This window comes from Streptomyces sp. NPDC099050, assembly GCF_044759865.1.
Taxonomy (GTDB): Bacteria; Actinomycetota; Actinomycetes; order Streptomycetales; family Streptomycetaceae; genus Streptomyces.
On the sequence record NZ_JBIWAE010000002.1, the window covers coordinates 319976 to 344238 of the forward strand.

The window sequence follows — 24263 nt, forward strand, 5'->3', positions numbered from 1 at the left end:
GGCGGGCCGCTCCGCACCCTCGTACGCCCATGCCCCAGCGGGGTGTGCGCGCCCGGGGCGGACGGCGCAATACGGTGAAGACATCCGCGTCGCATCCGTAGGAGTACCTGGGCATGTCCAGCGCCAGCAGTTTCTTCATCCCGGACCCCGAGGGTCACATCCCCAACGCCGAGGGCTACTTCGGTGACTTCGGCGGCAAGTTCATCCCGGAGGCGCTCGTCGCCGCCGTGGACGAGGTCGCCGTCGAGTACGAGAAGGCCAAGGGAGACCCGGCCTTCGCGGCCGAGCTCAACGACCTGATGGTCAACTACACCGGCCGTCCGAGCTCCCTGACCGAGGTGCCGCGGTTCGCCGAGCACGCGGGCGGCGCACGGATCTTCCTCAAGCGCGAGGACCTGAACCACACCGGCTCGCACAAGATCAACAACGTGCTGGGCCAGGCGCTGCTCACCAAGCGCATGGGCAAGACCCGCGTCATCGCGGAGACCGGAGCCGGCCAGCACGGGGTGGCCACCGCCACCGCCTGCGCCCTCTTCGGTCTCGAGTGCACGATCTACATGGGCGAGATCGACACCCAGCGCCAGGCCCTGAACGTGGCCCGCATGCGCATCCTCGGCGCCGAGGTCATCGCGGTGAAGTCCGGCTCCCGAACGCTGAAGGACGCCATCAACGAGGCGTTCCGCGACTGGGTCGCCAACGTGGACCGCACCCACTACCTCTTCGGCACCGTCGCGGGCCCCCACCCCTTCCCCGCCATGGTCCGCGACTTCCACCGGGTCATCGGCGTCGAGGCCCGCCGCCAGATCCTGGAGCGCGCCGGACGCCTCCCCGACGCCGTCGCGGCGTGCGTCGGCGGCGGCTCCAACGCCATCGGCCTCTTCCACGCCTTCATCCCGGACGCCGGCGTCCGCCTGGTCGGCTTCGAGCCCGCCGGACACGGCGTGGAGACCGGCGAGCACGCGGCGACGCTGACCGCCGGCGAGCCCGGCATCCTGCACGGATCGCGCTCCTACGTCCTGCAGGACGAGGAGGGCCAGATCACCGAGCCCTACTCCATCTCGGCCGGTCTGGACTACCCGGGCATCGGCCCGGAGCACTCGTACCTCAAGGACGCGGGCCGCGCCGAGTACCGCGCGGTCACCGACGACCAGGCGATGCAGGCCCTGCGGCTGCTCTCGCGCACCGAGGGCATCATCCCGGCCATCGAGTCGGCGCACGCCCTCGCGGGCGCGCTGGACCTGGGCAAGGAGCTCGGCAAGGACGGGCTGCTCGTCGTCAACCTGTCCGGCCGCGGCGACAAGGACATGGACACCGCCGCCCGCTACTTCGACCTGTACGACGCCTCCGAGGGGGAGACCAAGTGAGCGGCACCATCGAACTCCTCTCGGCCACCCTCGCGAAGGCGAAGTCCGAGGACCGCGCGGCCCTCGTCGCCTACCTCCCGGCCGGCTTCCCGACCGTGGACGGGGCCATCGAAGCCGTCAAGGCCGTCATCGCCGGCGGCGCGGACGTGGTCGAGATCGGCCTCCCGCACAGCGACCCGGTCCTGGACGGCGCCATCATCCAGACCGCCGACGACATCGCCCTGCGCGGCGGCGTCAAGATCGCGGACACCCTGCGGACCGTCCGCGAGGCGTACGAGGCCACGGGCGCCCCGATCCTCGTCATGACTTACTGGAACCCCATCGACCGCTACGGCGTCGAGCGGTTCACCGCGGAGCTCGCCGAGGCCGGCGGCGCGGGCTGCATCCTGCCCGACCTGCCGGTCCAGGAGTCCGCGCTGTGGCGCGAGCACGCGGCCAAGCACGGTCTGGCGACCGTCTTCGTCGTGGCTCCCAGCAGCAAGGACCAGCGCCTCGCCACCATCACGGCGGCCGGCTCCGGCTTCGTCTACGCCGCTTCGCTGATGGGCGTCACCGGCACCCGCGAGTCCGTCGGCAACCAGGCGGCCGACCTGGTCCGCCGCACCCGCGCCACCAGCGACCTGCCGGTCTGCGTCGGACTGGGCGTCTCCAACGCCGCCCAGGCCAAGGAGGTCGCGGGCTTCGCCGACGGCGTCATCGTCGGCTCGGCCTTCGTGAAGCTGCTGCTCGACGCGCCGGACCTGCCCGCCGGGCTGGCCGCCGTCAAGGCGCTGGCGGGCGAGCTCGCCGCGGGCGTGCGCCGGAGCTGAGGCGTACGCCGGGAGCCGACGGGCGGCGCGTTCGATCGCGCGGCCGGACCCCTGAGCGGGTTCTGTAGCCCGATCGGGTGGAAGTAGGGGCAGGGAGGCACGCGAGTGCCTCCCTGCTTCGTTTGGCCGAACGTGAGCGACATGAACGACGGTGCGAACCGCGATGCGACGAAACGATCGGCCCGCGAGCGACTCCAGGTGGAGCGCGAGAAGCAGAAGGCGAGGGACAAGCGACGGCGGACCCTCGTCGTGTCGGCGGCGGTGGTCGGCGTACTCGGGCTGGCGGCCGTCGTCGGCCTGATCGCGGCGAACACCGGCAAGGGCGGCTCCTCCGCCAAGGGCGGCCCGCTGGTGGCCCCCTCCGGGGCCACGGGCAAGGACGCGCTGGCCATCCAGACCGGCAAGAGCGAGGCCCCCTCCACGCTGACCGTGTGGGAGGACTTCCGCTGCCCGGCCTGCAAGGCCTTCGAGACCAATTACCGGGACACCGTCCACGAGCTGGAGGCCAAGGGCCTCCTCAAGGTCGAGTACCACCTCGTCACCCTGATCGACGGGAACATGGGCGGCACCGGCTCGCTCAAGAGCGCCAACGCGGCCGCCTGCGCGCAGGACGCCGGGAAGTTCGCCCCGTACCACGACCTGCTCTTCGACAACCAGCCCGAGGAGACCAACGACGCCTTCGGCAAGAACGCCAAGCTGCTGGAGCTGGCCGGGAAGGTCGACGGACTGGACACCCCCGCGTTCCGCACCTGCGTCGAGGACGGTACGCACGACAGCTGGGTGAACAAGTCGCAGGACGCCTTCCGCGCGGGCAATTTCCGCGGGACCCCGACCGTGCTGCTCGACGGCAAGGACATCTTCGCGGACCAGGCCAACCCGCTGACCCCGCAGAAGCTGAAGGAGAAGGTGGAGGCGGCCGGCAAGGGCGGCCCGGGCGGGGTGAAGGGATCCCCGTCCCCGTCGGCGTCCCCGTCGGCGTCCGCGTCGGCGTCCGGCTCCAACTCCAAGTCCAAGGCCAAGTACGGGTCGCCGTCACCCTCCGCATCCGCATCCGCTTCCGCTTCGCGCTCGGCGAAGGCCTCCCCGTCCTCGCCGGCCCGCTCGGCGGGACGGTCGGCTACGGGTGGCTCGGGCTCCGCCGACGCCTCCCCGGACCACGAAGGGATGCCCATGGGGCACTGACGGCCGTCTCGATTCGGCAGCAGCTTGCCGGACGGGTTGCGGTCACCACCGTCCGGCAAGGTAGCGTCGGCTCTTGCCATGAACCTTGCCTTCATTCCCAGTCCGTCGACGGGCGTGCTCCATCTCGGGCCGATCCCGCTGCGCGGCTACGCGTTCTGCATCATCATCGGCGTCTTCGTCGCCGTCTGGCTCGGCAACAAGCGCTGGATCGCGCGCGGCGGTAAGCCGGGCACGGTCGCGGACATCGCCGTGTGGGCCGTGCCGTTCGGCCTGGTCGGCGGTCGCCTCTACCACGTGATCACCGACTACCAGCTCTACTTCGGCGAGGGCCGCGACTGGGTCGACGCCTTCAAGATCTGGGAGGGCGGCCTCGGCATCTGGGGCGCCATCGCGCTGGGCGCCGTCGGCGCCTGGATCGGCTGTCGCCGGCGCGGAATCCCGCTGCCGGCCTGGGCCGACGCCCTGGCCCCCGGCATCGCACTGGCCCAGGCCTGCGGACGCTGGGGCAACTGGTTCAACCAGGAGCTGTACGGACGCGCCACCGATCTGCCCTGGGCGGTGAAGATCACCGACGGCCCGAACCGGGTCGCCGGGACCTACCACCCGACCTTCCTTTACGAGTCCCTCTGGTGCGTCGGTGTCGCCCTGCTGGTGATCTGGGCCGACCGCCGCTTCAAGCTCGGACACGGGCGGGCGTTCGCGCTGTACGTCGCCGCGTACTGCGTGGGCCGCGGCTGGATCGAGTACATGCGGGTCGACGAGGCCCACCACATCCTCGGCCTGCGGCTCAACGTCTGGACCTCGATCGTCGTCTTCGTGCTCGCCGTCGTGTACCTGGTGCTGTCGGCGAAGCTGCGGCCGGGCCGCGAGGAGGTCGTCGAACCGGACGCTGACGCTGACGCTGACGCCGTGGCCGGCGCCAAGGACGGGGACACCCCGGCCGGGGAGGCCAAGGCCAAGGCCGAGGACGCCGGGGCGAAGTCCGGTGACGCCGAGGACACCGAAGCCGGGGGCACTGCCGGGGCAGAGGCCGACGCCGAGCCGAAGGGCGCCGGGGCGGAGGCCGCCGGCGCGGCCGAGGGCGAAGACAAGGCCGAAGACAAGGCCGAAGACAAGGCCGAGGCCCCCGGGGCCAAGAAGCTCTGACCGGAGCAACGGTCGAACGGGAGGGGCGCCGCGCACACGCGCGGCGCCCCTCCCGTTTTCCGTTCACCGGCGCGGCAGCCGCGTGATCACCCCGCGCAGCAGGCGGACGTACGGACTCCAGCGCGCGGGCCGGGCGACCGTACCGGAGCAGGCCAGCTCGGCGCGGTCCAGGGCGTCCTCGGCGAGCGCGTCGTGCAGCCACCGGAACACCAGCGGCCAGCTGAACCGCGCCGGACCGTGCGTGGTCATCGCGATGGTGTGGCGCAGCAGCGTGTGTGCGCCGTCTTCCAGCGGCCGGACGGTGAACTCGTGGTAGCCGTCGAAACCGCGCGGGCCGGTGAACTCGAAGCGGGCCCGCACCCCCGGCTCGTAGGCCGAGACCGTGTACCGGATCGGCCCGTGGCCGCCCTTCGCCCCGGCCTCCAGGCCCGGGTCCAGCCGCAGCGGCGGCCAGGAGCGGGTCGGCCAGAGGAGATCGGCCGGTCCGGAGGCCAGCGAGTCGACGAGCTCGCCGACCCGCTGCCCGTCCGCCCGGAGCATCCGCTCGTGCACGTTCAGAACTGCCATGGAAATCCCCCTGCTCAGCGCGCCAGCGCCTTGTCGATCAGGAGGGTACAGGCGCGTCCCGGCGGGCCAGGGTCATGATCCGTTCTGCGCCCGCCAGCACCGCCGGGTCGACGAAGCGGCCGTCGGGGAGGGCCAGCGCGCCCGGGGTGCGGCGGGCCGCGGCCACGATCTCCTCGGCGGCGCTGACCTCCGCCGGGCCGGGCAGGTAGGCCCGCTCGATCACCGGGAGCTGGCGCGGATGGATCGCCGCGCGGCCCAGGAAGCCGAGGGCGCGGCCCCGGGCGCAGGAGGCGGCCAGTGCCTCCAGGTCCCGGATGTCGGGGAACACCGACTGGGCCGGCGGCGCCAGCCCGGCCGCGCGGGCCGCGACCACCACCCGGGAGCGCGGCCAGTCCAGGCCCGACTCCGCGGTGACGCCGAGGTCGGCCCGCAGGTCGGCCTCGCCCAGGGACAGCCCGCGCAGGGCGGGGTGCGCGCGGGCGATCTCGTAGGCCCGTTCCACGCCGATCGCCGATTCCAGCAGGGCGTACAGGGCCACGCCGGAGGCGCGGTCGGCGGTGGCGACGATCTGCTCGGGCGAGGAGATCTTGGGCAGGCGCAGCCCGGCGAGGCCGTGGAGCCCGCCCAGCGCGCTGAGGTCGGCGCCGCCCCAGGGGGAGTCCAGGGCGTTGACGCGGACGTGGACGGGGACCGGGTGCCGGTCGCCGAGCAGTTCGGCGGTGGCGGCGCGGGCGTACTCCTTGCGGGAGGCCGACACCGCGTCCTCCAGGTCCACGATGACGGCGTCGGCCCCGGCGTGCAGCGCCTTGGACACCACCTCGGGGCGGTCGCCGGGTACGTAGAGCCAGGTCAGGATCATAGGGCCCCTTCCGTGCGGAGAGCGGTGATCTCGGCCGGGGAGAGGCCGATCTCGGTGAGTACGGCATCGGTGTCCGCGCCGTGCGGGCGGCCCGCCCAGCGGATGGAGCCCGGGGTGTCCGAGAGCCGGAAGAGGACGTTCTGCATGCGGATCGGGCCCAGCTCCGGGTCCTCGACCTCGGTGATCGTGTCCAGGGCCGCGTACTGCGGATCGGCCATGACGTCCCGTACGTCGTAGACCAGCGCGACCGCGGCTTCGGCCTCCTCGAAGGCGGCCGTCACCTCGTCCGCCTTGTGGCGGGCGATCCAGCCGCCGACCGCCTCGTCGAGCACGTCCGCGTGACCGGCCCGGCCGGAACCTTCTCCGAACCAGGGCTCGGAGATCAGCTCGGGCCGGCCCACGAGCCGCATCACGCGCTCGGCGATGGACTGGGCGGAGGTGGAGACCGCCAGCCAGCGGCCGTCCAGGCTGCGGTACGTGTTGCGGGGCGCGTTGTTGGTGGAACGGTTGCCGGTGCGCGGCTGGACGTAGCCGAGCTGGTCGTACCAGAGCGGGTGCGGGCCCAGGACGGTCAGGATCGGCTCGATGATCGCCAGGTCCACCACCTGCCCCTGCCCGGTGCGGTCGCGCCCGGCGAGCGCCGCCATCACGGCGTACGCGGTGGTCAGCGCGGCGATCGAGTCCGCGAGCCCGAACGGCGGCAGGGTCGGCGGCCCCTCCGGCTCCCCGGTGATCGCCGCGAAGCCGCTCATCGCCTCCGCGAGGGTGCCGAAGCCGGGGCGGTGGGAGTACGGGCCCTCCTGGCCGAAGGCCGTCACGCGGGTCAGGATCAGCCGCGGGTTCGCGGCGGACAGCTCGGGCCAGCCCAGACCCCAGCGCTCCAGGGTTCCCGGGCGGAAGTTCTCGATCACCACGTCGGCGGTGGCGACCAGGCGCAGCAGGATGTCCCGGCCGCCGGGGGAGGACAGGTCGAGGGTCATCGTCCGCTTGTTGCGGCCCAGCAGCTTCCACCAGAGGCCGACGCCGTCCTTGGCGGGGCCGTGGCCGCGGGAGGGGTCGGGGCGGGTCGGGTGCTCGACCTTGACGACCTCGGCGCCGAAGTCGCCGAGCAGGGTGGCGGCGAGGGGACCGGCGAAGAGGGTGGCGAGGTCGAGGACGCGGAGCCCGCGCAGGGGCCCTTGCCCTGGCCGGGCGTCGGCCGGGGTGGGACCGGGCCAGGGCTCGGGACCGGGCCCGCCGGCGGTGGGGCCTGTGCCCGCGCCTTCCCGGGCAGGGCCTGCGCCAGTGGCGCTCATGAGGCGCCTCCCGCCGGGGGCCGGGATCCGTTGCCCGGGGCATCGGCCCGATCCGGGCCGGTTCGGGCGCCGGGTGCGGGCGGCGGCCCGGGCTCCGGTCTCCGCCCGGACCGGGCGAAGGCGTCGGTCTGGGAGCGGGTGGGCATCGAGTCCTGGGCGCCGGGGCGCTGTACGGACAGGGCGGCGGCCGCCGAGGCCCAGCGCAGCGCGTCGGGCATCGGCCGGCCCTCGCCCAGGGCCACGGCGAGCGCGCCGACGAAGGTGTCTCCGGCGGCGGTGGTGTCCACGGCCCGTACGCGCGGCGCGGGCACGGACAGCGGCTCGCGGCCGCGGGCGGCGTACAGCACCCCGGCCGCGCCGAGGGTGACGACCACCTCCGGCACGTCCTGGAGCAGGGCGGCCGCGGCCAGGTGCACGTCGGTGAGCCCGGTGAGGGCGGCGGCCTCGTGCTCGTTGGGAACCAACAGATCGGTGGCGGCGAGGAGTTCGGCGGGCAGCGGCTGGGCGGGGGCCGGGGTGAGGATGGTCCGTACGCCGTGGGCGCGGGCGGCCAGCGCGCCGGCGAGCACGGCCTCCAGGGGCAGTTCGAGCTGGAGGAGCAGCGAGTCGGCGGAGCCGATCCGGGCGGCGTCGCCCGGCTCCAGGGAGGTGACCAGGGCATTGGCGCCGGGGATGACGATGATGCTGTTGCCGCCTTCGTCGTCCACGGTGATGTGCGCGGTGCCGCTGGCGCCCTCGACGGTGCGCAGGGCCGCCGTCTCCACCCCGGCGCCGGTGAGCGCGGAGCGCAGCCGTACGCCGAACCCGTCGGCCCCGACCGCACCGATCATCACCACCTCCGCGCCGCAGCGGGCGGCGGCGACGGCCTGGTTGGCGCCCTTGCCGCCGGGGACGGTGCGGAAGTCGCGGCCGGTGACGGTCTCCCCGAGGCGGGGGGCCTTGGAGACGTAGGCGACGAGGTCCATGTTGGTACTGCCGAGCACGGCGATGGCCGTCATGAGCGGGCTGCCTCCTGTGCGGTGAGGTGGGCGAGGGTGTCGAAGCCGATGCCGTCGAAGCCGGGGACGCTGGTGGCGAGGCGGTTCTTCAGCGGGGCGGTCCAGCGGTGCGGGATGGCGTCGGGGGAGCCGGCGAGCAGTCCGGCGAGGGCGCCGGCGGTGGCGCCGTTGGAGTCGGTGTCCCAGCCGCCGGACACGGCGCGGCAGACGGAGTGGGTGAAGTCCCCGTCGGCGTGGGTGAGGGCGGCGGCGATCACGGCGGCGTTGGGGACGGCGTGGACCCAGTGGTAGTGGCCGTAGCGGGCGTGGAGCAGGTCGACGACGGTATCGAAGCCGGCGGCGGTGCGGTGTGCGTCCGAGGCCGCCCGGATCCCGTAGCCGACGGCCTCGGCGAGGCGGGAGCCGGGCGGTACGACGGCCAGGCCGGCCCGGAGCGCGATGTGCACGTTGGCCCGGCCGGTGGCCGCGGCGGCGGTGGCGGCGGCCACGAACGCGGCGGCGTGGGCGCCGTTGCCGGTGTGCGTGAGGGCGGCGTCCCGGTACGCCTGGGCCGCGGCGGCGGCCGGATCGCCCGGGTTGGTCCAGCCGTGGACGTCGGCGCGGATCAGGGCGCCGATCCATTCGCGGAAGGGGTTGTGGTGGGTGGCGGTGGCGGGGGGCTCCAGCCCTTGCAGCAGATTGCGGTACGCGACCCGCTCGGCGGTGAAGGTGCGGCCGGCCGGGAGCTCGTCGAGCCAGAGCCGGCCGACGTCGGCGGTGGTGAAGCCCTTGCCGTGGCGCTGGAGGAGGAGCAGGCCGAGCAGGGGGTAGTTGAGGTCGTCGTCCTCGGGTGTGCCGTCGATGTTCTCGGCGAGGGAGGTGGGCGCGGAGCGGCGGTTCCAGGGGTGGGCGGCGAGTACCTCCGGTGGTACGCCGCGCTCGGTGAACCAGTCGTCCAGGGGCCAGTTTCCGGCGGCCCGGGCCAGGGCCCGGATCCCGTGCAGGGGCAGTTTCTCCACGGGCTTCCCGAGCACGCACCCGACGGCCCGCCCGAGCCAGCCGGCCTCCAGCCTCCGGCGCAGGGCGGGGCCGCCTGCGGCGGCGCCCGCCGGGGCCCCTGCGAAGCGGGCCTCGGCCCGGGTTCCGGCCTTGGCCTCGGCCCCGGTTCCGGCCCCGGCCTCGGCTCGGGTCCCTGCGAAGCGGGCCCCGGCCCCGTCCTCGTCCTTGGCCCCGGCCCCGGCCTTGGCCCCGGCCTCGGTCCCGGTCCCGGCCTCGGCCCTGGCCTCGGTCCCGGTTCCGGCTTCGGTCCCGGCCCCGGCCCCGGACGGGGCCAGTCGCACGGGGCCGAGCCCCGGCTCTGGTTCCGGTCCCGGTCCCGGCTCTGGCCTCGGTCCCGGCTCTGGCCTCGGTCCCGGTCTTGGCCCCGGTCCAGGTCCTGGTCCGGACTTCGGCTCCGATCCCGGACCGGCTGCGGTGGGGGCGAGTTCACCCAGCCCGCCCCTTCCCGACACCGGGGGCAGGCCACCGGACCCCGGGGGGTGGGCGGCCTCGTGCATCGGGAGGTCGGGCCGAGGGGGCGGTTCGGCGGGGGTGGGGAGGGCCGCGAGGGCCGTCAGGAGGTCGGTGGCCAGGGCGCGGAGCTCCGGTGGGGCCGGGGCGGGGGAGGCGCCCGCCCGGGCCGGGGCGAGGTGGCCGCCCGCCGCGAGCCAGACGCGCAGCAACGGCTCCGCGGCCTCTCCGCGGCCGTCCTCGGCGGCCTGCCGGAACTCGTGGCCGACCAGGTCCTCGGGCTGGACCCAGGTCAGCCGGACGGGCTCGCCGGGCCCGTATCCGGGTGGCGGGGCCGTTTCGCCGCCGGGGGCGGATGGGCCCGGTCCGGGGGCCGGGGCCGGGGTCGTGCTGCCGTCCGGGGCGGCCGGTCCCGGGGGCCCGGGGGCCGGGGGCTTGCCCCCGGTTCCGGGAAGGGGTGGGGTGGGGGAAATCTCCCCCCCGGTCCGCAACGGGCCGCGGGCCACCGGCCCGGAGGCGGGCGTCCCCGCTGCCGTGGCTCCGTGGGGGCCCAGGGGCGCGGGCGGGGAAGGCAGCCGGGGTGCGTGGGCGCCCGGGGCCGGGGCCGGGGCCCGGGAGGCGGACGTCGGCGAGGCCGATCCGTGGGCCGCAGCTCCCGTGGCTCCGGTGGTGGCCGGGGCCGCGCGCGTGCCCGGGGCCGGGGTCCGGGAGGCGGACGTCGGCGGGGCCGATCCGTGGGCCGCAGCTCCCGTGGCTCCGGTGGTGCCCGGGGCCACGCGCGTGCCCGGGGCCACGCGCGTGCCCGGGGCCGGGAGGCCCGGGGCCGGGAGGCCCGGGGTCGGGGCCGGGCTTCGGAGCGGGGGCGCGGAGGCCGGCCTCGACGGTGGCGGCGAGGTCGGGGAGGCAGAGCTCATCGGGGGGCCGTCAGGGCTGCGAAGGCGGCTTCGTGGGCGCGGCGGCGCGAGCGGTCGAGGGCGAAGACCTCCCGGGTCACCGCGGCCAGCGAAACGGCCGGTGCGCACAGGTCGAGGCGGCTGGCCTCCGCGACCCGGTCCGCCCAGGCGGGCGGGACGGCCGCCCCGCCCGACAGGGCGCCCGCGATCGCACCGGCCATGGTCGCGATGGAGTCGCAGTCCCGGCCGTAGTTGACCGCGCCGAGCACGGAGGTCTCGTAGCAGCCGTCGGCGACGAGCAGCATGCCGAGCGCGACGGGGAGTTCCTCGATGGAGTGGAGGCGGGACGGGCGCCGTGCGCCCAGGGACGGGGCGCGGTAGTCCGGGCCGACCGAGTCGTACGGGGCGACCGCCGCCCGCAGCGGGGCCAGCGCCGACTCGAAGTCCCGGTGGCGGGCGGCGACTTCGCAGACCGCCGCGATGGCCTCGCGGGTGCCGTCCTTGGCCAGGGCGAGGGCGGTGTCGACCACCGAGGCAGCCGTGGCGCCCGGTGCGCACGCCGCCGCGACCGCCGCCGCGAACACCCCCGCCGCCTCCCGGCCGTACGAGGACTGGTGCGCGCCGGTGACGTCCAGCGCCTCCGCGTACGCCCCGGCCGGATTGCCCGCGTTGACGAGGCCGACCGGCGCCATGTACATCGCCGCGCCGCAGTTGACGATGTTGCCGCTGCCCGCCTCCCGGGGGTCCGCGTGCGCGTAGTGCAGCCGGGTCACGATCCACTTCTCGGCGAGGAAGATCCGCTGGAGGGGGAGGGCCTCCGCCTCCAGTTCGGGGATCCAGCGGGGGGTCGTCATCAGGTCCGGGACCAGGTGCTCGGCGATCGCGTACGCGTCCAGGTGGTCCCGTACGGCCTCGTAGACCCGGACCAGCGCGTGCGTCATCAGGGTGTCGTCGGTGACGTGGCCGTCGCCCTTGTGGTACGGGGCGATCGGGCGGGCCGTACGCCAGTCCTCGTGCCACGGGCCGACGATGCCGCGCACCCGGCCGCCGTGCCGCTCCACGATCTGTTCCGGGGTCCAGCCCTCCACCGGGCCGCCCAGCGCGTCGCCGACGGCCGCGCCGACGAGGGCGCCGGTGATCCGGTCGTCCAGGGTGGGGGTGGGGGAGGTGGTGGTGTTCGGGGTGGGGTCCACGGGGGTCAGGGTCGTCATGTGCGGTGCTTTCCTTGGGGATTGGGTGAGGTGAGTTCCGTACGGGTGAGCAGCGCGGCCAGTTCGACGAGGTCGGTGCCCGCGAGCCGGGGGAGGGCGCAGCCGGAGAGGGTGCGGCACGCTTCGCGCCAGGCGGCGGGGAGCGAGTCGCCGCCGCCGAGCGCGCCGGTCAGCGCGCCGGCGAGGGCGGGGGCGGAGTCCGCGACGCGCGACAGGCAGGCGGCGGCCGGGACGGCCTCGCCGACCCGGCCGCGGGCGGCGGTGGCGAGGGCGAGGGCCACGGGGACGGTTTCCGCGGCGGCGATGCCGTAGCTGTAGACGTGGTCGACGATCTGGTGCTCCAGGAGCGGGACGATCGCGAAGGCCCCGCCGGCCGCGCCGCTCTCGGCGCGGGCGAGTTTCACCGCGTGCCGGGCGTTGCGGCCGATCTCGGTGGACTCGGGGAGCTGCGCGAGGGCGGCGTCGACGGCCGCGTCCGTATCTGCCGCCGTGCAGGTCCCGGTGCTCGCGAGGGCGGTGGCGATGGCGGCGGCCATGGCGCGGGCGCCGTGGACCCCGTCGCCGTCCTGGGTGTAGCGGGCGTCGAACTCGGCGAGGTCCGCGGCCGCCTCGGGGTCCCCGGGATGGACGACGGCGAGGACGCAGGCTCGGATGCAGGCGGCGTCGTCGAAGTAGTGCGGGTTGTCGTGACCGGTGGCGGGCGGCCGCAGCCCGGCGGCGAGGTTGCCGAGGCCGGCCCGGACGGAGATCCGGGCACGGAGGGGGAGGACGGCGGACTCGACCTCGGGCGCGCGTTCCGCCGCCGCGGCGACCTCGCTGGCCAGGGCGTTCCAGGCCAGGTCGATCGCGGCGCGCATGCGGCGGGACCGGGAGAGGTCGCTGAGCAGCACCCCGGCGGCGGTGAGGACCGACTCGGCGGCGAAGGCGGCCCACTCGGCGTCGTCGGAGGGGCCGAGGCGCAGCGGCTCCGGGGGCTGGTTGAGGGCGATGGGGACGGGGAGGGTGGTGGTGGCGTTCTGCTCGGCGAAGGTGTCGAGCTCGCGGGTGAGGCGGCGGGTCCACTCGGGCATCCGGCTGGCACGGTGCCGGGCGGCCGGCCACCCGGCGGCGTCGCCGGCGGCGAGCCCGAGCAGCAGCCCCTCGATCCGGCGGGGGCCGACGGGGGCGGCCTCGGTTCGGGGGGTGGCCCGGGCCGTGGGTGTGGCCGTACGGGGCTGCGTGGCCCGCGGTGCGGGTCCCGGCGGGGACGGGTGGGGCGGGGCGTGCCCCTCGGCGGGCCCTGACGGGGCGGTGAGCGGGCCGCCCAGGGCGGTGCGGGCCGCGGAGCCCGGCGCGGTCCAGGCCTCTGGCGGGGCGCTGAGGGCCGGCGCCGGCGCGGGTTCCGCCGGGGCGGCGGGCGGGCCGGAGGCGGGTTCCGCATGCGCGGTACGGGGCTGCGCCGTCCCACCTGCGGCGTCGGCCGCCGGGGCGTCCCGGGCGGGGGCGGTCGCGTTCGGGGGCGGGGCGTCGTATGCCGTCCCGGTAGCCGGGGCCGCCCCGGTGGGGGCACCGCTCCGGGGGCTCCGGTCGGCTCGGGCGTGGTCCTGCGGGCTCCGGTCGGCCCGGGCGTGGTCCTGCCGGGGGCGCCGGTCCCGGGGGTCTGCTCTCGGGGGTGGCTCCGGCAGGGCGTCACCGTCACGGGCCGTCTCGGTCCGGGTGTCGCCCTCCGGGGTCCGCTCGGCCCCGGAGCCGTCCCGCGGGGCGGGGCCCGTCAGGGGGGTGGCTTCCTGCGGTGGGTTGGTGGGAGACGGGGTCGTCGGGGTCAGGGTCATCGGGGGGTCTCGGTTTCCGGGGTGAGGAGGTCCGCGATGTCCAGGACGTGGTAGCCGCGCATCGAGGGGAGGCAGCTGCCGCGGACCGGGCCGATCACCGAGGACCAGGCGGCCGGGATGGCGTTGGCGCCGGACATCGCTCCGGCGAGCGCACCCGCGACGGCCGCCGTGGTGTCCGCGTCGCGGCCCATGTTGACGGCCATGAGGACGGAGGAGGAGAAGTCGCCGCCGCACGCGGCGAACGCGCCGAAGGCGAGGCCGACCGCCTCCGGGGCCAGGTCCGTCCAGGGGTAGCCGCCGATGACCACCGCCGAACGGACCGCCCGCTCGCCGCGCGGGGCGGCGGTCACGGCCCGGCGCAGGGAGCGGGCCGTCCAGGAGTCGGAGGGGATGACGGAGAGGGCTGCCGAGATGACGGAGGCCGCCGAGCCCCCGGCCATCGCCGCCGCGACGCCCGCCGCGACGGCCTGGCCGCCGTAGATGCCCTCGCCGTCGTGGCTGACGCAGCCGTCGATGGCGACCAGCCGGGCGGCTTCGGCGGGCCGGCCCGCCGCGAAGACGCCGAAGGGGGCCGCCCGCATGGCCAGACCGTCCGACCAGGCGTGCCGGTGCTGTGCGGAGATGGGGGCCGCCAGGCCCCGGCGGAGGTTCTCCAGGGTGCCGCGTTCCGAGAAGCCCGCGCCGCGGAACGGGCCTTCGTCCAGGTCCGCGATCCAGTGGTGCCAGGCCCGTTCCACGTGGGCGACCGTCAGCGCCGACCCGTGGCGGGCCAGCAGCAGGCCCGAGAAGATCGCGTACTCGGTGTCGTCCGTACCCGCCGGGTCGTCCGAGACGAAGCCCTCGATCCGGCCCCACTTCGCCCGGATCTCCGAGGGCTTCATGTTCTCCGCGGGGGCGCCGAGCGCGTCACCCACCGCGAGTCCGAGAAGAGCGCCCCGGGCCCGTTCGAGGAGGACCTGCGGATTGCATGCAATCAGCTCCATGGCGCGCCTCTCCACTTGATGGGACTCATATTGAGCCCTTGGGGGATTTGTGCCATGGCATGTGGTTTGTCGCTCGTCGCGAAACACCCGCCGCGCACCGCCGTCACCCGGTCGCCGATCCCCAAAACCCCAGGTAAGTACGGCCTTCCTTGCTGGCGGGGGCCGGAAATCGTGCGTAGTTTCGAGGAGTTCAGGGGGAGTGGGTGTCAGCGCGTCGTCCATGGCACAGCTCTGTGCACCCACTCGTACAAAAGAGGAGATAGCCGGCATGTCCATCATCGATATCGAAGCACCGCTTCACACCGCCCACCGCGACAACCACACCCACCGTGACGTCAACGGCGGATGGCTGCGCCCGGCGGTCTTCGGTGCGATGGACGGGCTCGTCTCCAACCTCGCGCTGATGACCGGCGTGGCCGGCGGCGCCGTGGCCCCGCACGTCATCGTGGTCACCGGCCTGGCCGGCCTCGCCGCCGGAGCCTTCTCCATGGCGGCGGGGGAGTACACCTCGGTCGCCTCGCAGCGCGAGCTCGTGCTCGCCGAACTGGACATAGAGCGCCAGCAGTTGCGCAAGCACCCCATTGACGAAATGGAGGAGCTGGCCGAGCTCTACGTCTCGCGCGGCGTCGAGCCGGCGCTGGCCCGCGAGGTGGCCATGCAGCTGTCCCGCGACCCGGAGCAGGCGCTGGAGATCCACGCCCGCGAGGAGCTCGGGATCGACCCGGACGACCTGCCGTCGCCGATGGTCGCGGCCGTGTCCTCCTTCGGATCGTTCGCGCTCGGCGCGCTCGTCCCGCTGCTGCCCTACCTGCTCGGCGTGACCGTCCTGTGGCCCGCGGTGCTCGCGGCCCTGGTGGGGCTCTTCCTCTGCGGCGCGGTGGTCTCCCGGGTCACGGCCCGGTCCTGGTGGTACAGCGGGCTGCGCCAGCTCGTCCTGGGTGGCGCGGCCGCGGGTGTGACGTACATCCTGGGAACCTGGATCGGCGGAGCCGTAGGCTGACCGTGCAGGGAGTGAGACACTATGCAGTAGGCAACATAAGTAGTCAGTTACTCGGCGGTTTCGATCCTATGTCCGCCGGGCAATCAGACCCTGGGCGCCGGGCAATGAGGCCCGCCCCTCCCCCGGGACCTTCGACCCGTGTCCCGATTGCAGGGCACCTGCGAAAGTCCCCTCTTGCCTGCTCCGTGCAGTGTCCGCATGCTGGAACGACATATCCGCTTCGCGGGATTGTCGTCATCATGTAATCTGCACGAAATTTCGCAGAGGGCCAACGTCGTCCCTCGGCTATGCACATATGCCACGACGACGACGGGAGAGCCGATGCGTTCCGCATCCACGCACTCCGCGACCGGCCTCAGCAACACCGCCTGGTCGCCCATGGACGGTCGCCCCGCCCAGCAGGGCATGTACGACCCGCGCAACGAGCACGACGCCTGTGGCGTCGGCTTTGTGGCCAACCTCACCGGCGAGGCCAGCCACATGCTGGTCGAGCAGGCGCTGACCGTATTGCGGAACCTCGAGCACCGAGGCGCCACCGGATCCGAGCCCGACTCGGGCGACGGCGCCGGCATCCTCTCCCAGGTCCCGGACGCGTTCCTGCGCGACGTGACCGGTTTCGACCTTCCCGAGGCCGGCGCGTACGCCGTCGGCATCGCCTTCCTCCCCGCCGACGGCACCGCACAGGCCGTCGCCGTGGAGCAGATCGAGGCCATCGCCGCCGAGGAGAACCTGACGGTTCTCGGCTGGCGCGAGGTTCCGGTCACCCCCGACCTGCTCGGCAACGGCGCCCGCGCCACCATGCCGGCCTTCTCGCAGCTGTTCGTCAGCAACGGGACGAGCGGGATCGAGCTGGACCGCAAGGCCTTCGTGCTGCGCAAGCGCGCCGAGCGCGAGGCCGGGGTCTACTTCCCGTCGCTCTCCACCCGCACGATCGTCTACAAGGGCATGCTGACCACCGGCCAGCTGGAGCCGTTCTTCCCGGACCTCTCCGACCGCCGCTTCGCGTCCGCGATCGCCCTGGTCCACTCCCGGTTCTCGACGAACACCTTCCCGTCGTGGCCGCTGGCCCACCCGTACCGCTTCGTCGCGCACAACGGCGAGATCAACACGGTCAAGGGCAACCGGAACTGGATGCGGGCCCGCGAGTCCCAGCTGGCCTCCGGCCTCTTCGGCGAGGGCGCCCTCGAGCGGATCTTCCCGATCTGCACCCCGGACGCCTCCGACTCGGCCTCCTTCGACGAGGTCCTGGAGCTGCTCCACCTCGGCGGCCGTTCGCTGCCGCACAGCGTGCTGATGATGATCCCGGAGGCGTGGGAGAACCACACCTCCATGTCGCCGGCCCGCCGCGCGTTCTACAAGTACCACTCCACGCAGATGGAGCCGTGGGACGGCCCCGCCTGCGTCACCTTCACCGACGGCACCCAGGTCGGCGCGGTCCTCGACCGCAACGGTCTGCGCCCCGGCCGCTACTGGGTCACCGACGACGACTTCGTCGTGCTCTCCTCCGAGGTCGGCGTCCTGGACATCGACCCGGCCAAGGTCGTCCGCAAGGGCCGCCTGCAGCCCGGCAAGATGTTCCTCGTCGACACCGCCCAGAAGCGGATCATCGAAGACGACGAGATCAAGGACGCGCTGGCCGCCGAGCACCCGTACGCCGAATGGCTGGAGACGGGCGAGATCGAGCTGACGGACCTGCCCGAGCGTGAGCACATCGTGCACACCCACGCCTCGGTCACCCGCCGCCAGCAGACCTTCGGCTACACCGAGGAAGAACTCCGCGTCATCCTCGCGCCGATGGCCCGCAGCGCCGGCGAGCCGCTGGGCTCCATGGGCACGGACTCCCCGATCGCGGCCCTGTCCGAGCGCCCCCGGCTGCTCTTCGACTACTTCACCCAGCTCTTCGCGCAGGTCACCAACCCGCCGCTGGACGCCATCCGCGAGGAGCTCGTCACCTCGCTGCTGTCCTCGCTCGGCCCGCAGGGCAACCTGCTGGAGCCGACCGCCGCGTCCTGCCGCAGCGTCACGCTGCCGTTCCCGGTGATCGACAACGACGAGCTGGCCAAGCTCATCCACGTCAACGCCGACGGCGACATGCCGGGCATGAAGGCCGCCACCCTCTCGGGCCTGTACCGGGTCTCGGGCGGCGGCCAGGCGCTGGCCGCCCGCATCGAGGAGATCCGCGGCGAGGTCGACGCGGCCATCGAGAACGGCGCGCACCTGATCGTCCTCTCGGACCGTCACTCCGACGCCGAGCACGCGCCGATCCCGTCGCTGCTGCTCACCTCCGCGGTGCACCACCACCTCATCGCCACCAAGCAGCGCACCCAGGTGGGTCTGCTGATCGAGGCCGGCGACGTCCGCGAGGTCCACCACGTCGCGCTGCTCATCGGCTACGGCGCCGCCGCGGTCAACCCGTACCTCGCCATGGAGTCCGTCGAGGACCTCCTGCGCGCCGGTACCTTCCTGACCGGCCTGGAGCCGGAGCAGGCCATCAAGAACCTGATCTACGCGCTCGGCAAGGGCGTCCTGAAGGTCATGTCCAAGATGGGCATCTCCACCGTCGCCTCCTACCGCGGCGCGCAGGTCTTCGAGGCCGTCGGCCTGAACGAGGAGTTCGTCGCCGCGTACTTCGCGGGCACCGCCACCAAGATCGGCGGCGCCGGCCTGGACGTCATCGCCAAGGAGGTGGCCGCGCGCCACACCAAGGCGTACCCGGCCTCCGGCATCGCGGCCACGCACCGCGCGCTGGAGATCGGCGGCGAGTACCAGTGGCGCCGCGAGGGCGAGCCGCACCTGTTCGACCCGGACACGGTCTTCCGCCTGCAGCACGCCACGCGCAACCGCCGGTACGACATCTTCAAGCAGTACACGGACCGGGTGAACGAGCAGTCCGAGCGCCTGATGACGCTGCGCGGGCTCTTCGGCTTCAAGACTGCGGAAGCCGACGGGCGTCAAGCCATCTCCATCGACGAGGTCGAGTCGGTCGCCGACATCGTCAAGCGCTTCTCCACCGGCGCCATGTCGTACGGCTCCATCTCCAAGGAGGCGCACGAGACCCTCGCCATCGCCATGAACCAGTTGGGCGCCAAGTCCAACACCGGTGAGGGCGGCGAGGACCCGGACCGCCTGTACGACCCGGCGCGCCGCTCCTCCATCAAGCAGGTCGCCTCCGGCCGCTTCGGTGTCACGAGCGAGTACCTGGTCAACGCGGACGACATCCAGATCAAGATGGCGCAGGGTGCCAAGCCCGGCGAGGGCGGCCAGCTGCCCGGCCACAAGGTCTACCCGTGGGTCGCCAAGACCCGGCACTCCACCCCGGGCGTCGGCCTGATCTCCCCGCCGCCGCACCACGACATCTACTCCATCGAGGACCTGGCTCAGCTGATCCACGACCTCAAGAACGCCAACCCGGTCGCCCGCATCCACGTGAAGCTGGTCTCCGAGGTCGGCGTGGGTACCGTCGCGGCCGGTGTCTCCAAGGCCCACGCGGACGTCGTCCTCATCTCCGGCCACGACGGCGGTACGGGCGCTTCCCCGCTCACCTCGCTGAAGCACGCGGGCGGTCCCTGGGAGCTCGGCCTCGCCGAGACCCAGCAGACCCTGCTGCTCAACGGGCTGCGCGACCGCATCGTGGTCCAGACGGACGGCCAGCTCAAGACCGGCCGCGACGTCATCATCGCCGCGCTGCTCGGCGCCGAGGAGTTCGGTTTCGCGACCGCGCCGCTCGTCGTCTCCGGCTGCGTCATGATGCGCGTCTGTCACCTGGACACCTGCCCGGTCGGCATCGCCACCCAGAACCCGGTCCTGCGGGACCGCTTCTCCGGCAAGCCGGAGTTCGTCGTCAACTTCTTCGAGTTCATCGCGGAGGAGGTGCGCGAGCTCCTCGCCGAGCTGGGCTTCCGCACGATCGAGGAGGCCGTCGGCCACGCCGAGCTCCTCGACACCAGCAAGGCCGTCACGCACTGGAAGGCGCAGGGTCTCGACCTGGAGCCGCTCTTCTACGTGCCGGAGCTGCCCGAGGGCGCGGTCCGCCACGCCCTGATCGAGCAGGACCACGGCCTGGAGAAGGCGCTCGACAACGAGCTCATCCGCCTCGCCGCGGACGCGCTGAACGCCGACTCGGCCGAGACCGCGCAGCCGGTCCGCGCCCAGGTCGCGATCCGCAACATCAACCGTACGGTCGGCACCATGCTCGGCCACGAGGTCACGAAGAAGTTCGGCGGTGCGGGCCTGCCCGACAACACCATCGACCTGACCTTCACCGGCTCCGCCGGCCAGTCCTTCGGCGCCTTCCTCCCGCGCGGTGTGACGCTGCGCCTGGAGGGCGACGCCAACGACTACGTCGGCAAGGGCCTCTCCGGCGGCCGTGTCGTGGTCCGTCCCGACCGCGGCGCCGAGCACCTGGCCGAGTACTCGACCATCGCGGGCAACACGATCGGCTACGGCGCCACCGGCGGCGAGCTGTTCCTGCGCGGCCGCACCGGCGAGCGCTTCTGCGTCCGCAACTCCGGCGCCCTGGTCGTCTCGGAAGGCGTGGGCGACCACGGCTGCGAGTACATGACCGGCGGCACCGCGGTCGTCCTCGGCGAGACGGGCCGCAACTTCGCGGCGGGCATGTCGGGCGGCGTCGCGTACGTCATCGACCTGGACCCTGCCAACGTCAACGTCGGCAACACGGGCGCGCTCGAAGCCCTCTCCGACACCGACTCCCAGTGGCTGCACGATGTGGTGCGCCGCCACGAGGAGGAGACCGGCTCGACCGTGGCCGCGAAGCTCCTGGCTGACTGGACCGCCTCGGCGGCCCGCTTCAGCAAGATCATCCCGACCACGTACAAGGCAGTGCTCGCCGCCAAGGACGCCGCTGAGCTCGCCGGACTCTCCGAGTCCGAGACCACGGAGAAGATGATGGAGGCGGCGACCAATGGCTGACCCGAAGGGCTTCCTCACCACCCCCCGCGAGACCGCCCGCACCCGTCCTGTGGCCGAGCGCCTCAAGGACTGGAACGAGGTCTACGTTCCGGGCTCGCTGCTGCCGATCATCAGCAAGCAGGCCGGCCGCTGCATGGACTGCGGCATCCCGTTCTGCCACAACGGCTGCCCGCTCGGGAACCTGATCCCCGAGTGGAACGACTTCGCGTACCGCGAGGACTGGACCGCCGCCTCCGAGCGGCTGCACGCGACGAACAACTTCCCGGAGTTCACCGGGCGGCTGTGCCCGGCGCCGTGCGAGTCCGCCTGCGTGCTCGGCATCAACCAGCCGGCCGTCACCATCAAGAACGTCGAAGTCTCGATCATCGACAAGGCGTGGGACAACGGCGACGTCACCCCGCAGGCGCCCGAGCGCCTATCGGGCAAGACCGCCGCGGTCATCGGCTCCGGCCCGGCGGGTCTCGCCGCGGCCCAGCAGCTGACCCGGGCCGGCCACACCGTGGTGGTGTACGAGCGCGCCGACCGCATCGGCGGGCTGCTGCGCTACGGCATCCCCGAGTTCAAGATGGAGAAGGTGCACATCAACCGCCGCATCGAGCAGATGCGCGCGGAGGGCACCAAGTTCCGTACCGGCGTCGAGGTCGGCCGCGACGTCACCGCCACCGACCTGCGCAAGCGGTTCGACGCGGTCGTCATCGCGGCGGGCGCGACGATCTCCCGCGACCTGCCGGTCCCGGGCCGCGACCTGAACGGCATCCACTTCGCGATGGAGTACCTCCCCCTCGCGAACAAGGTCCAGGAGGGCGACTTCATGGCGCCCCCCATCACGGCCGAGGGCAAGCACGTGGTCGTCATCGGCGGCGGCGACACCGGCGCGGACTGCGTGGGCACCGCCCACCGCCAGGGCGCGGCCTCGGTCACGCAGCTGGAGATCATGCCGCGTCCCTCCGAGGACCGGCCGGCCGGCCAGCCCTGGCCGACCTTCCCCATGCTGTACAAGGTCACCTCTGCTCACGAGGAGGGCGGCGAGCGGATCTACTCCGTCTCCACCACCCACTTCGAGGGCGACGAGGACGGCAACGTCCAGGCCCTCCACCTGGTCGAGGTCGCCTTCGAGGACGGCAAGCTCGTCCAGAAGCCCGGCACCGAGCGCGTCCTCCCCGCGCAGCTGGTCACCCTGGCGATGGGCTTCACCGGCACCGACCAGGAGAACGGCCTCACGGCGCAGTTCGGCCTGGCGATGGACGCCCGCGGCAACATCGAGCGCGACGCCTCCTACGCGACCAACGTCGACGGCGTCTTCGTCGCCGGCGACGCCGGCCGCGGCCAGTCGCTCATCGTCTGGGCCATCGCGGAAGGCCGCTCGGCCGCCCGCGGCGTGGACCGCTTCCTGACCGGCACCAGCGCCCTTCCGTACCCGGTCAAGCCGACGGACCGCTCGATCACCGTCTGACCGCAGTACCCCGCTTGACCCGCGTTACCCCCGGCCCCGGCCGGGACCCCTCATACGGTCCGTACAACGGTGTACGGGACTCTGACACAACGCCCGCCACGACTCCTTCTGGACGCCGTGCTCGCGCACCGCTCGGCCGCAGGCGGCCTCCCGGGCTTCGCCCGGCTGCGCCGGCCTCCGGCCGTCGGGTGGTCATTGAGGTTGAGCAGCACCCCCGGCCCCGGCCGGGACCCCTCATACGGTCCGTACAACGGTGTACGGGACTCTGACACAACGCCCGCCACGTCCCCGACCAGGGGTGGCGGGCGTTGTGGCGTTCCGGGGCGGTCAGGCTTCGGGTGTGAACTCGTACCGGAGCTCGTACAGGTGGCCTGCCTTCACCATCACGGTGACCTCGATCGGCCGTTCCTCGTCGCCGTACACCGTACGGAGGGTCCGCAGGACGGGGAGGTCGCCGGGTAGCCGCAGGGCGGTGTACTGCTCCTGCGTCGCTACCCGGGCGGAGAGCCGGTCCACGCTGCGCCGGGGCGGGAAGCCGAGTTCCGTCAGCAGGGTCGGAGTGCCACCCCGGATCCGGCGGGGCTCCGCGAGGGCGGTGCCGCGCGCGAGGTCCGGCGGGTAGTACGAACTCACCAGTTCGGCGGGTTCGCCGTCGATGCTGATCAGCTGGCGCCTGCACACGGCCGGGCTGTCCTCGGGGAGGCCGAGCGCGGCAGCGACATCACCGACGACGGGCACCTCTTCCACCGCCAGCAGGGTGCTGTGCGCTGGTCCGGTACGGCCCGGTTCCGAGGCTTCGGCGAGCCACGGGTAGGCCGCCCCGTCCACGGCCGGGGTGAGGGAGCCGGCCGGGCGAACGGTCCGCTGGCGGGTGTCCCGTACGGTCACGGCCGAGCCCGCACGACCCAGGGCCAGCCCTTCGTCCTTGAGGAGCTGGACGGCCTTCTGGATCGTGGCGTTGGAGGCATCGAAGCGGGCCTTCAGCTGCGCGGTGGAAGGCAGCTTCGATCCAGGCGGGAGGCCGCCGCTCATGATCTCGTCCCGCAGATCGGCGGCGATGCGGGCGTGTAGCGGCCGGGGGTCGGGGCCCGCGGCTTCGGAACTGGACAGGGTCATGCGACCTCGATGTCGATCTCGTACCGCAACTGCTGGCGTCCGGCAGGCATGACCATCACGTCGGCCTGGATCGGCCGGCCCGCTGCGTCGTAGGTGGTCCGGGCGAGTTGGAGGACCGGCTCGACGGGCCCGAGGAGCAGGTGCTCCCGTTCCTCGGGGTCTGGCATCCGGGCCGTCACGTTCTCGACGGCCCGCACGCCGATGTGTCCCAGCCCGGCCAGCAGGGTTACTGCGCCGCCTCGGATCTTCGCGGTTCCGGCCAGCGGGGTGCCTGCGGCGATGTCATTCGGGTAGTAGGTGTCGGTCAACTCGGTTGGCTCGCCGTCGAGTTCGATGATCCGGCGCCGGGTGATGACGGTCTCCCCGCTCGTGAGGTCGAGCATCCGGGTGACCTCGGCCGGGGCCTCGCTCTCTCCGGCGTGCAGGATGCGCTGCCCGCCGCGACGACCCGCGGCTTGCGCCTCATTGGTCCAGGCGTCCGAGTCTCCGGCGGGGCGGGGGGTCAAGTACGGCATCGACGTGCTGGTCCATCCGCTGCCGCTCACGCTGCCTCCTCAGTGCCCGTGGCTCTCTGCCGGTGCCCACGTTAAGCGACACCTCTGCCCTATCCCACCCTGTAAACCTTGCTGCTTTTCGCGAATAGCGATACGTTCTGTGTGGCCTTGGAAGCTCAGCGTTAAGGCGGTGGGGTGCTATGTCCTTGTCTCGGCAGCAGCGGTTCCCCCGGGCCCGTGCCTCGGTGCGCGCGGCCCGGCAGTTCGCAGGTGACACGCTTGGCGATTGGGGCGTGTGCGAGCGGCGGGACGACATACGGCTCTGCGTGTCCGAGCTCGCCACGAATGCGGTTCTGCACGGGGTCCCGCTGGGGCGGGAGTTCTCCGTGCGCCTCGAGCGGGAGGGCGGGATCGTGACGATCGAGGTTCGCGACAGCGGCCCGGGTCACCCCGTCGTGCAGCAGTCCGACCTTTGCGCCCGGAGGGGCCGGGGGCTGTGGTTGGTGGTCGAGCTCGCGGACGAGTTCCAGATCCGCGACGAGCGGGTGGGCAAGACGATCCGGGCTGGGTTCAAGCTAGCCTCGACGTGAGCTGAGTGACGGTGACACAACGCCCGCCACGTCCCCGACCAGGGGTGGCGGGCGTTGTGGCGTGTGCGGTGCGGG

The 24263-nt window shown here is 73.4% G+C and carries 17 protein-coding genes and 1 pseudogene; 8 read left to right on the forward strand and 10 right to left on the reverse strand.

The genetic code is table 11. The features are described 5' to 3' along the window. Nucleotides 1-113 precede the first annotated feature (113 nt). From trpB to lgt, 4 genes and pseudogenes are all read left to right on the forward strand, one after another. Nucleotides 114-1364, forward strand: coding sequence for a tryptophan synthase subunit beta (gene trpB, locus ACIQV3_RS04460; RefSeq protein ID WP_403709651.1), 1251 nt, complete (start codon nt 114-116; stop codon nt 1362-1364). After that, nucleotides 1361-2173, forward strand: coding sequence for a tryptophan synthase subunit alpha (gene trpA, locus ACIQV3_RS04465; RefSeq protein WP_403709653.1), 813 nt, complete (start codon nt 1361-1363; stop codon nt 2171-2173). The genes trpB and trpA overlap by 4 nt, the downstream gene beginning before the upstream one ends. 141 nt (nt 2174-2314) lie before the next feature. Beyond that, nucleotides 2315-3100: pseudogene (locus ACIQV3_RS04470) on the forward strand (DsbA family protein); the annotation flags it as partial. A 333-nt stretch (nt 3101-3433) separates the two neighbouring features. Beyond that, nucleotides 3434-4501 carry a prolipoprotein diacylglyceryl transferase gene (lgt, locus tag ACIQV3_RS04475; protein ID WP_403709655.1) on the forward strand — a complete coding sequence of 356 codons (1068 nt, stop codon included), beginning with the start codon at nt 3434-3436 and terminating at the stop codon, nt 4499-4501. Between the two features lie 63 nt (nt 4502-4564). Here the strand turns inward: lgt and ACIQV3_RS04480 are convergent, their stop codons facing one another. The 8 genes from ACIQV3_RS04480 to ACIQV3_RS04515 all read right to left on the reverse strand — a co-directional run bounded on the left by ACIQV3_RS04480 (nt 4565) and on the right by ACIQV3_RS04515 (nt 14606). Beyond that, nucleotides 4565-5068: an SRPBCC family protein gene (locus ACIQV3_RS04480; protein WP_403709657.1), complete on the reverse strand. Its 504-nt coding sequence runs from the start codon at nt 5066-5068 to the stop codon at nt 4565-4567. Between the two features lie 37 nt (nt 5069-5105). Beyond that, entirely contained in the window at nt 5106-5927 is an 822-nt protein-coding gene (locus tag ACIQV3_RS04485) for an HpcH/HpaI aldolase/citrate lyase family protein (RefSeq protein ID WP_403709659.1), read from the reverse strand. Further along, the gene (locus ACIQV3_RS04490) at nt 5924-7222 is read right to left on the reverse strand and encodes a CaiB/BaiF CoA transferase family protein (protein WP_403709661.1); all 1299 of its coding nucleotides are present in this window, start codon (nt 7220-7222) and stop codon (nt 5924-5926) included. Before ACIQV3_RS04490 ends, ACIQV3_RS04485 begins: the two co-directional genes overlap by 4 nt. Next, the gene (rbsK, locus tag ACIQV3_RS04495; RefSeq protein WP_403709663.1) at nt 7219-8220 is read right to left on the reverse strand and encodes a ribokinase; all 1002 of its coding nucleotides are present in this window, start codon (nt 8218-8220) and stop codon (nt 7219-7221) included. Before rbsK ends, ACIQV3_RS04490 begins: the two co-directional genes overlap by 4 nt. Continuing rightward, the gene (locus ACIQV3_RS04500; RefSeq protein ID WP_403709665.1) at nt 8217-9539 is read right to left on the reverse strand and encodes an ADP-ribosylglycohydrolase family protein; all 1323 of its coding nucleotides are present in this window, start codon (nt 9537-9539) and stop codon (nt 8217-8219) included. The genes rbsK and ACIQV3_RS04500 overlap by 4 nt, the downstream gene beginning before the upstream one ends. 1079 nt (nt 9540-10618) lie before the next feature. Beyond that, nucleotides 10619-11812, reverse strand: coding sequence for an ADP-ribosylglycohydrolase family protein (locus tag ACIQV3_RS04505; protein WP_403709667.1), 1194 nt, complete (start codon nt 11810-11812; stop codon nt 10619-10621). Beyond that, complete coding sequence (locus ACIQV3_RS04510; protein ID WP_403710144.1) at nt 11809-13119, reverse strand: ADP-ribosylglycohydrolase family protein; 1311 nt, start codon at nt 13117-13119, stop codon at nt 11809-11811. Before ACIQV3_RS04510 ends, ACIQV3_RS04505 begins: the two co-directional genes overlap by 4 nt. A 500-nt stretch (nt 13120-13619) precedes the next feature. Continuing rightward, complete coding sequence (locus ACIQV3_RS04515) at nt 13620-14606, reverse strand: ADP-ribosylglycohydrolase family protein (protein WP_403709669.1); 987 nt, start codon at nt 14604-14606, stop codon at nt 13620-13622. Between the two features lie 268 nt (nt 14607-14874). Between ACIQV3_RS04515 and ACIQV3_RS04520 the strand changes: the two genes are divergently transcribed. From ACIQV3_RS04520 to ACIQV3_RS04530, 3 genes are all read left to right on the forward strand, one after another. After that, nucleotides 14875-15606, forward strand: coding sequence for a VIT1/CCC1 transporter family protein (locus ACIQV3_RS04520; protein WP_403709671.1), 732 nt, complete (start codon nt 14875-14877; stop codon nt 15604-15606). A gap of 378 nt (nt 15607-15984) precedes the next feature. Next, nucleotides 15985-20535, forward strand: a complete 4551-nt coding sequence (gene gltB / locus ACIQV3_RS04525) for a glutamate synthase large subunit (RefSeq protein WP_403710146.1) — start codon at nt 15985-15987, stop codon at nt 20533-20535. Next, the gene (locus tag ACIQV3_RS04530; RefSeq protein ID WP_403709673.1) at nt 20528-21988 is read left to right on the forward strand and encodes a glutamate synthase subunit beta; all 1461 of its coding nucleotides are present in this window, start codon (nt 20528-20530) and stop codon (nt 21986-21988) included. The genes gltB and ACIQV3_RS04530 overlap by 8 nt, the downstream gene beginning before the upstream one ends. 327 nt (nt 21989-22315) lie before the next feature. On the opposite strand, the gene ACIQV3_RS04535 is transcribed toward ACIQV3_RS04530, so the two are convergent. Then, a complete protein-coding gene (locus ACIQV3_RS04535; RefSeq protein WP_403709675.1) occupies nt 22316-23104 on the reverse strand; it encodes a GntR family transcriptional regulator in 789 nt (262 codons plus the stop codon). Then, nucleotides 23101-23649 (reverse strand): GntR family transcriptional regulator, encoded by a 549-nt coding sequence (locus ACIQV3_RS04540; RefSeq protein ID WP_403709677.1) that lies wholly within the window; start codon nt 23647-23649, stop codon nt 23101-23103. Before ACIQV3_RS04540 ends, ACIQV3_RS04535 begins: the two co-directional genes overlap by 4 nt. A 149-nt stretch (nt 23650-23798) precedes the next feature. Between ACIQV3_RS04540 and ACIQV3_RS04545 the strand changes: the two genes are divergently transcribed. Then, entirely contained in the window at nt 23799-24188 is a 390-nt protein-coding gene (locus ACIQV3_RS04545; RefSeq protein ID WP_403709679.1) for an ATP-binding protein, read from the forward strand. Nucleotides 24189-24263: the final 75 nt, after the last annotated feature.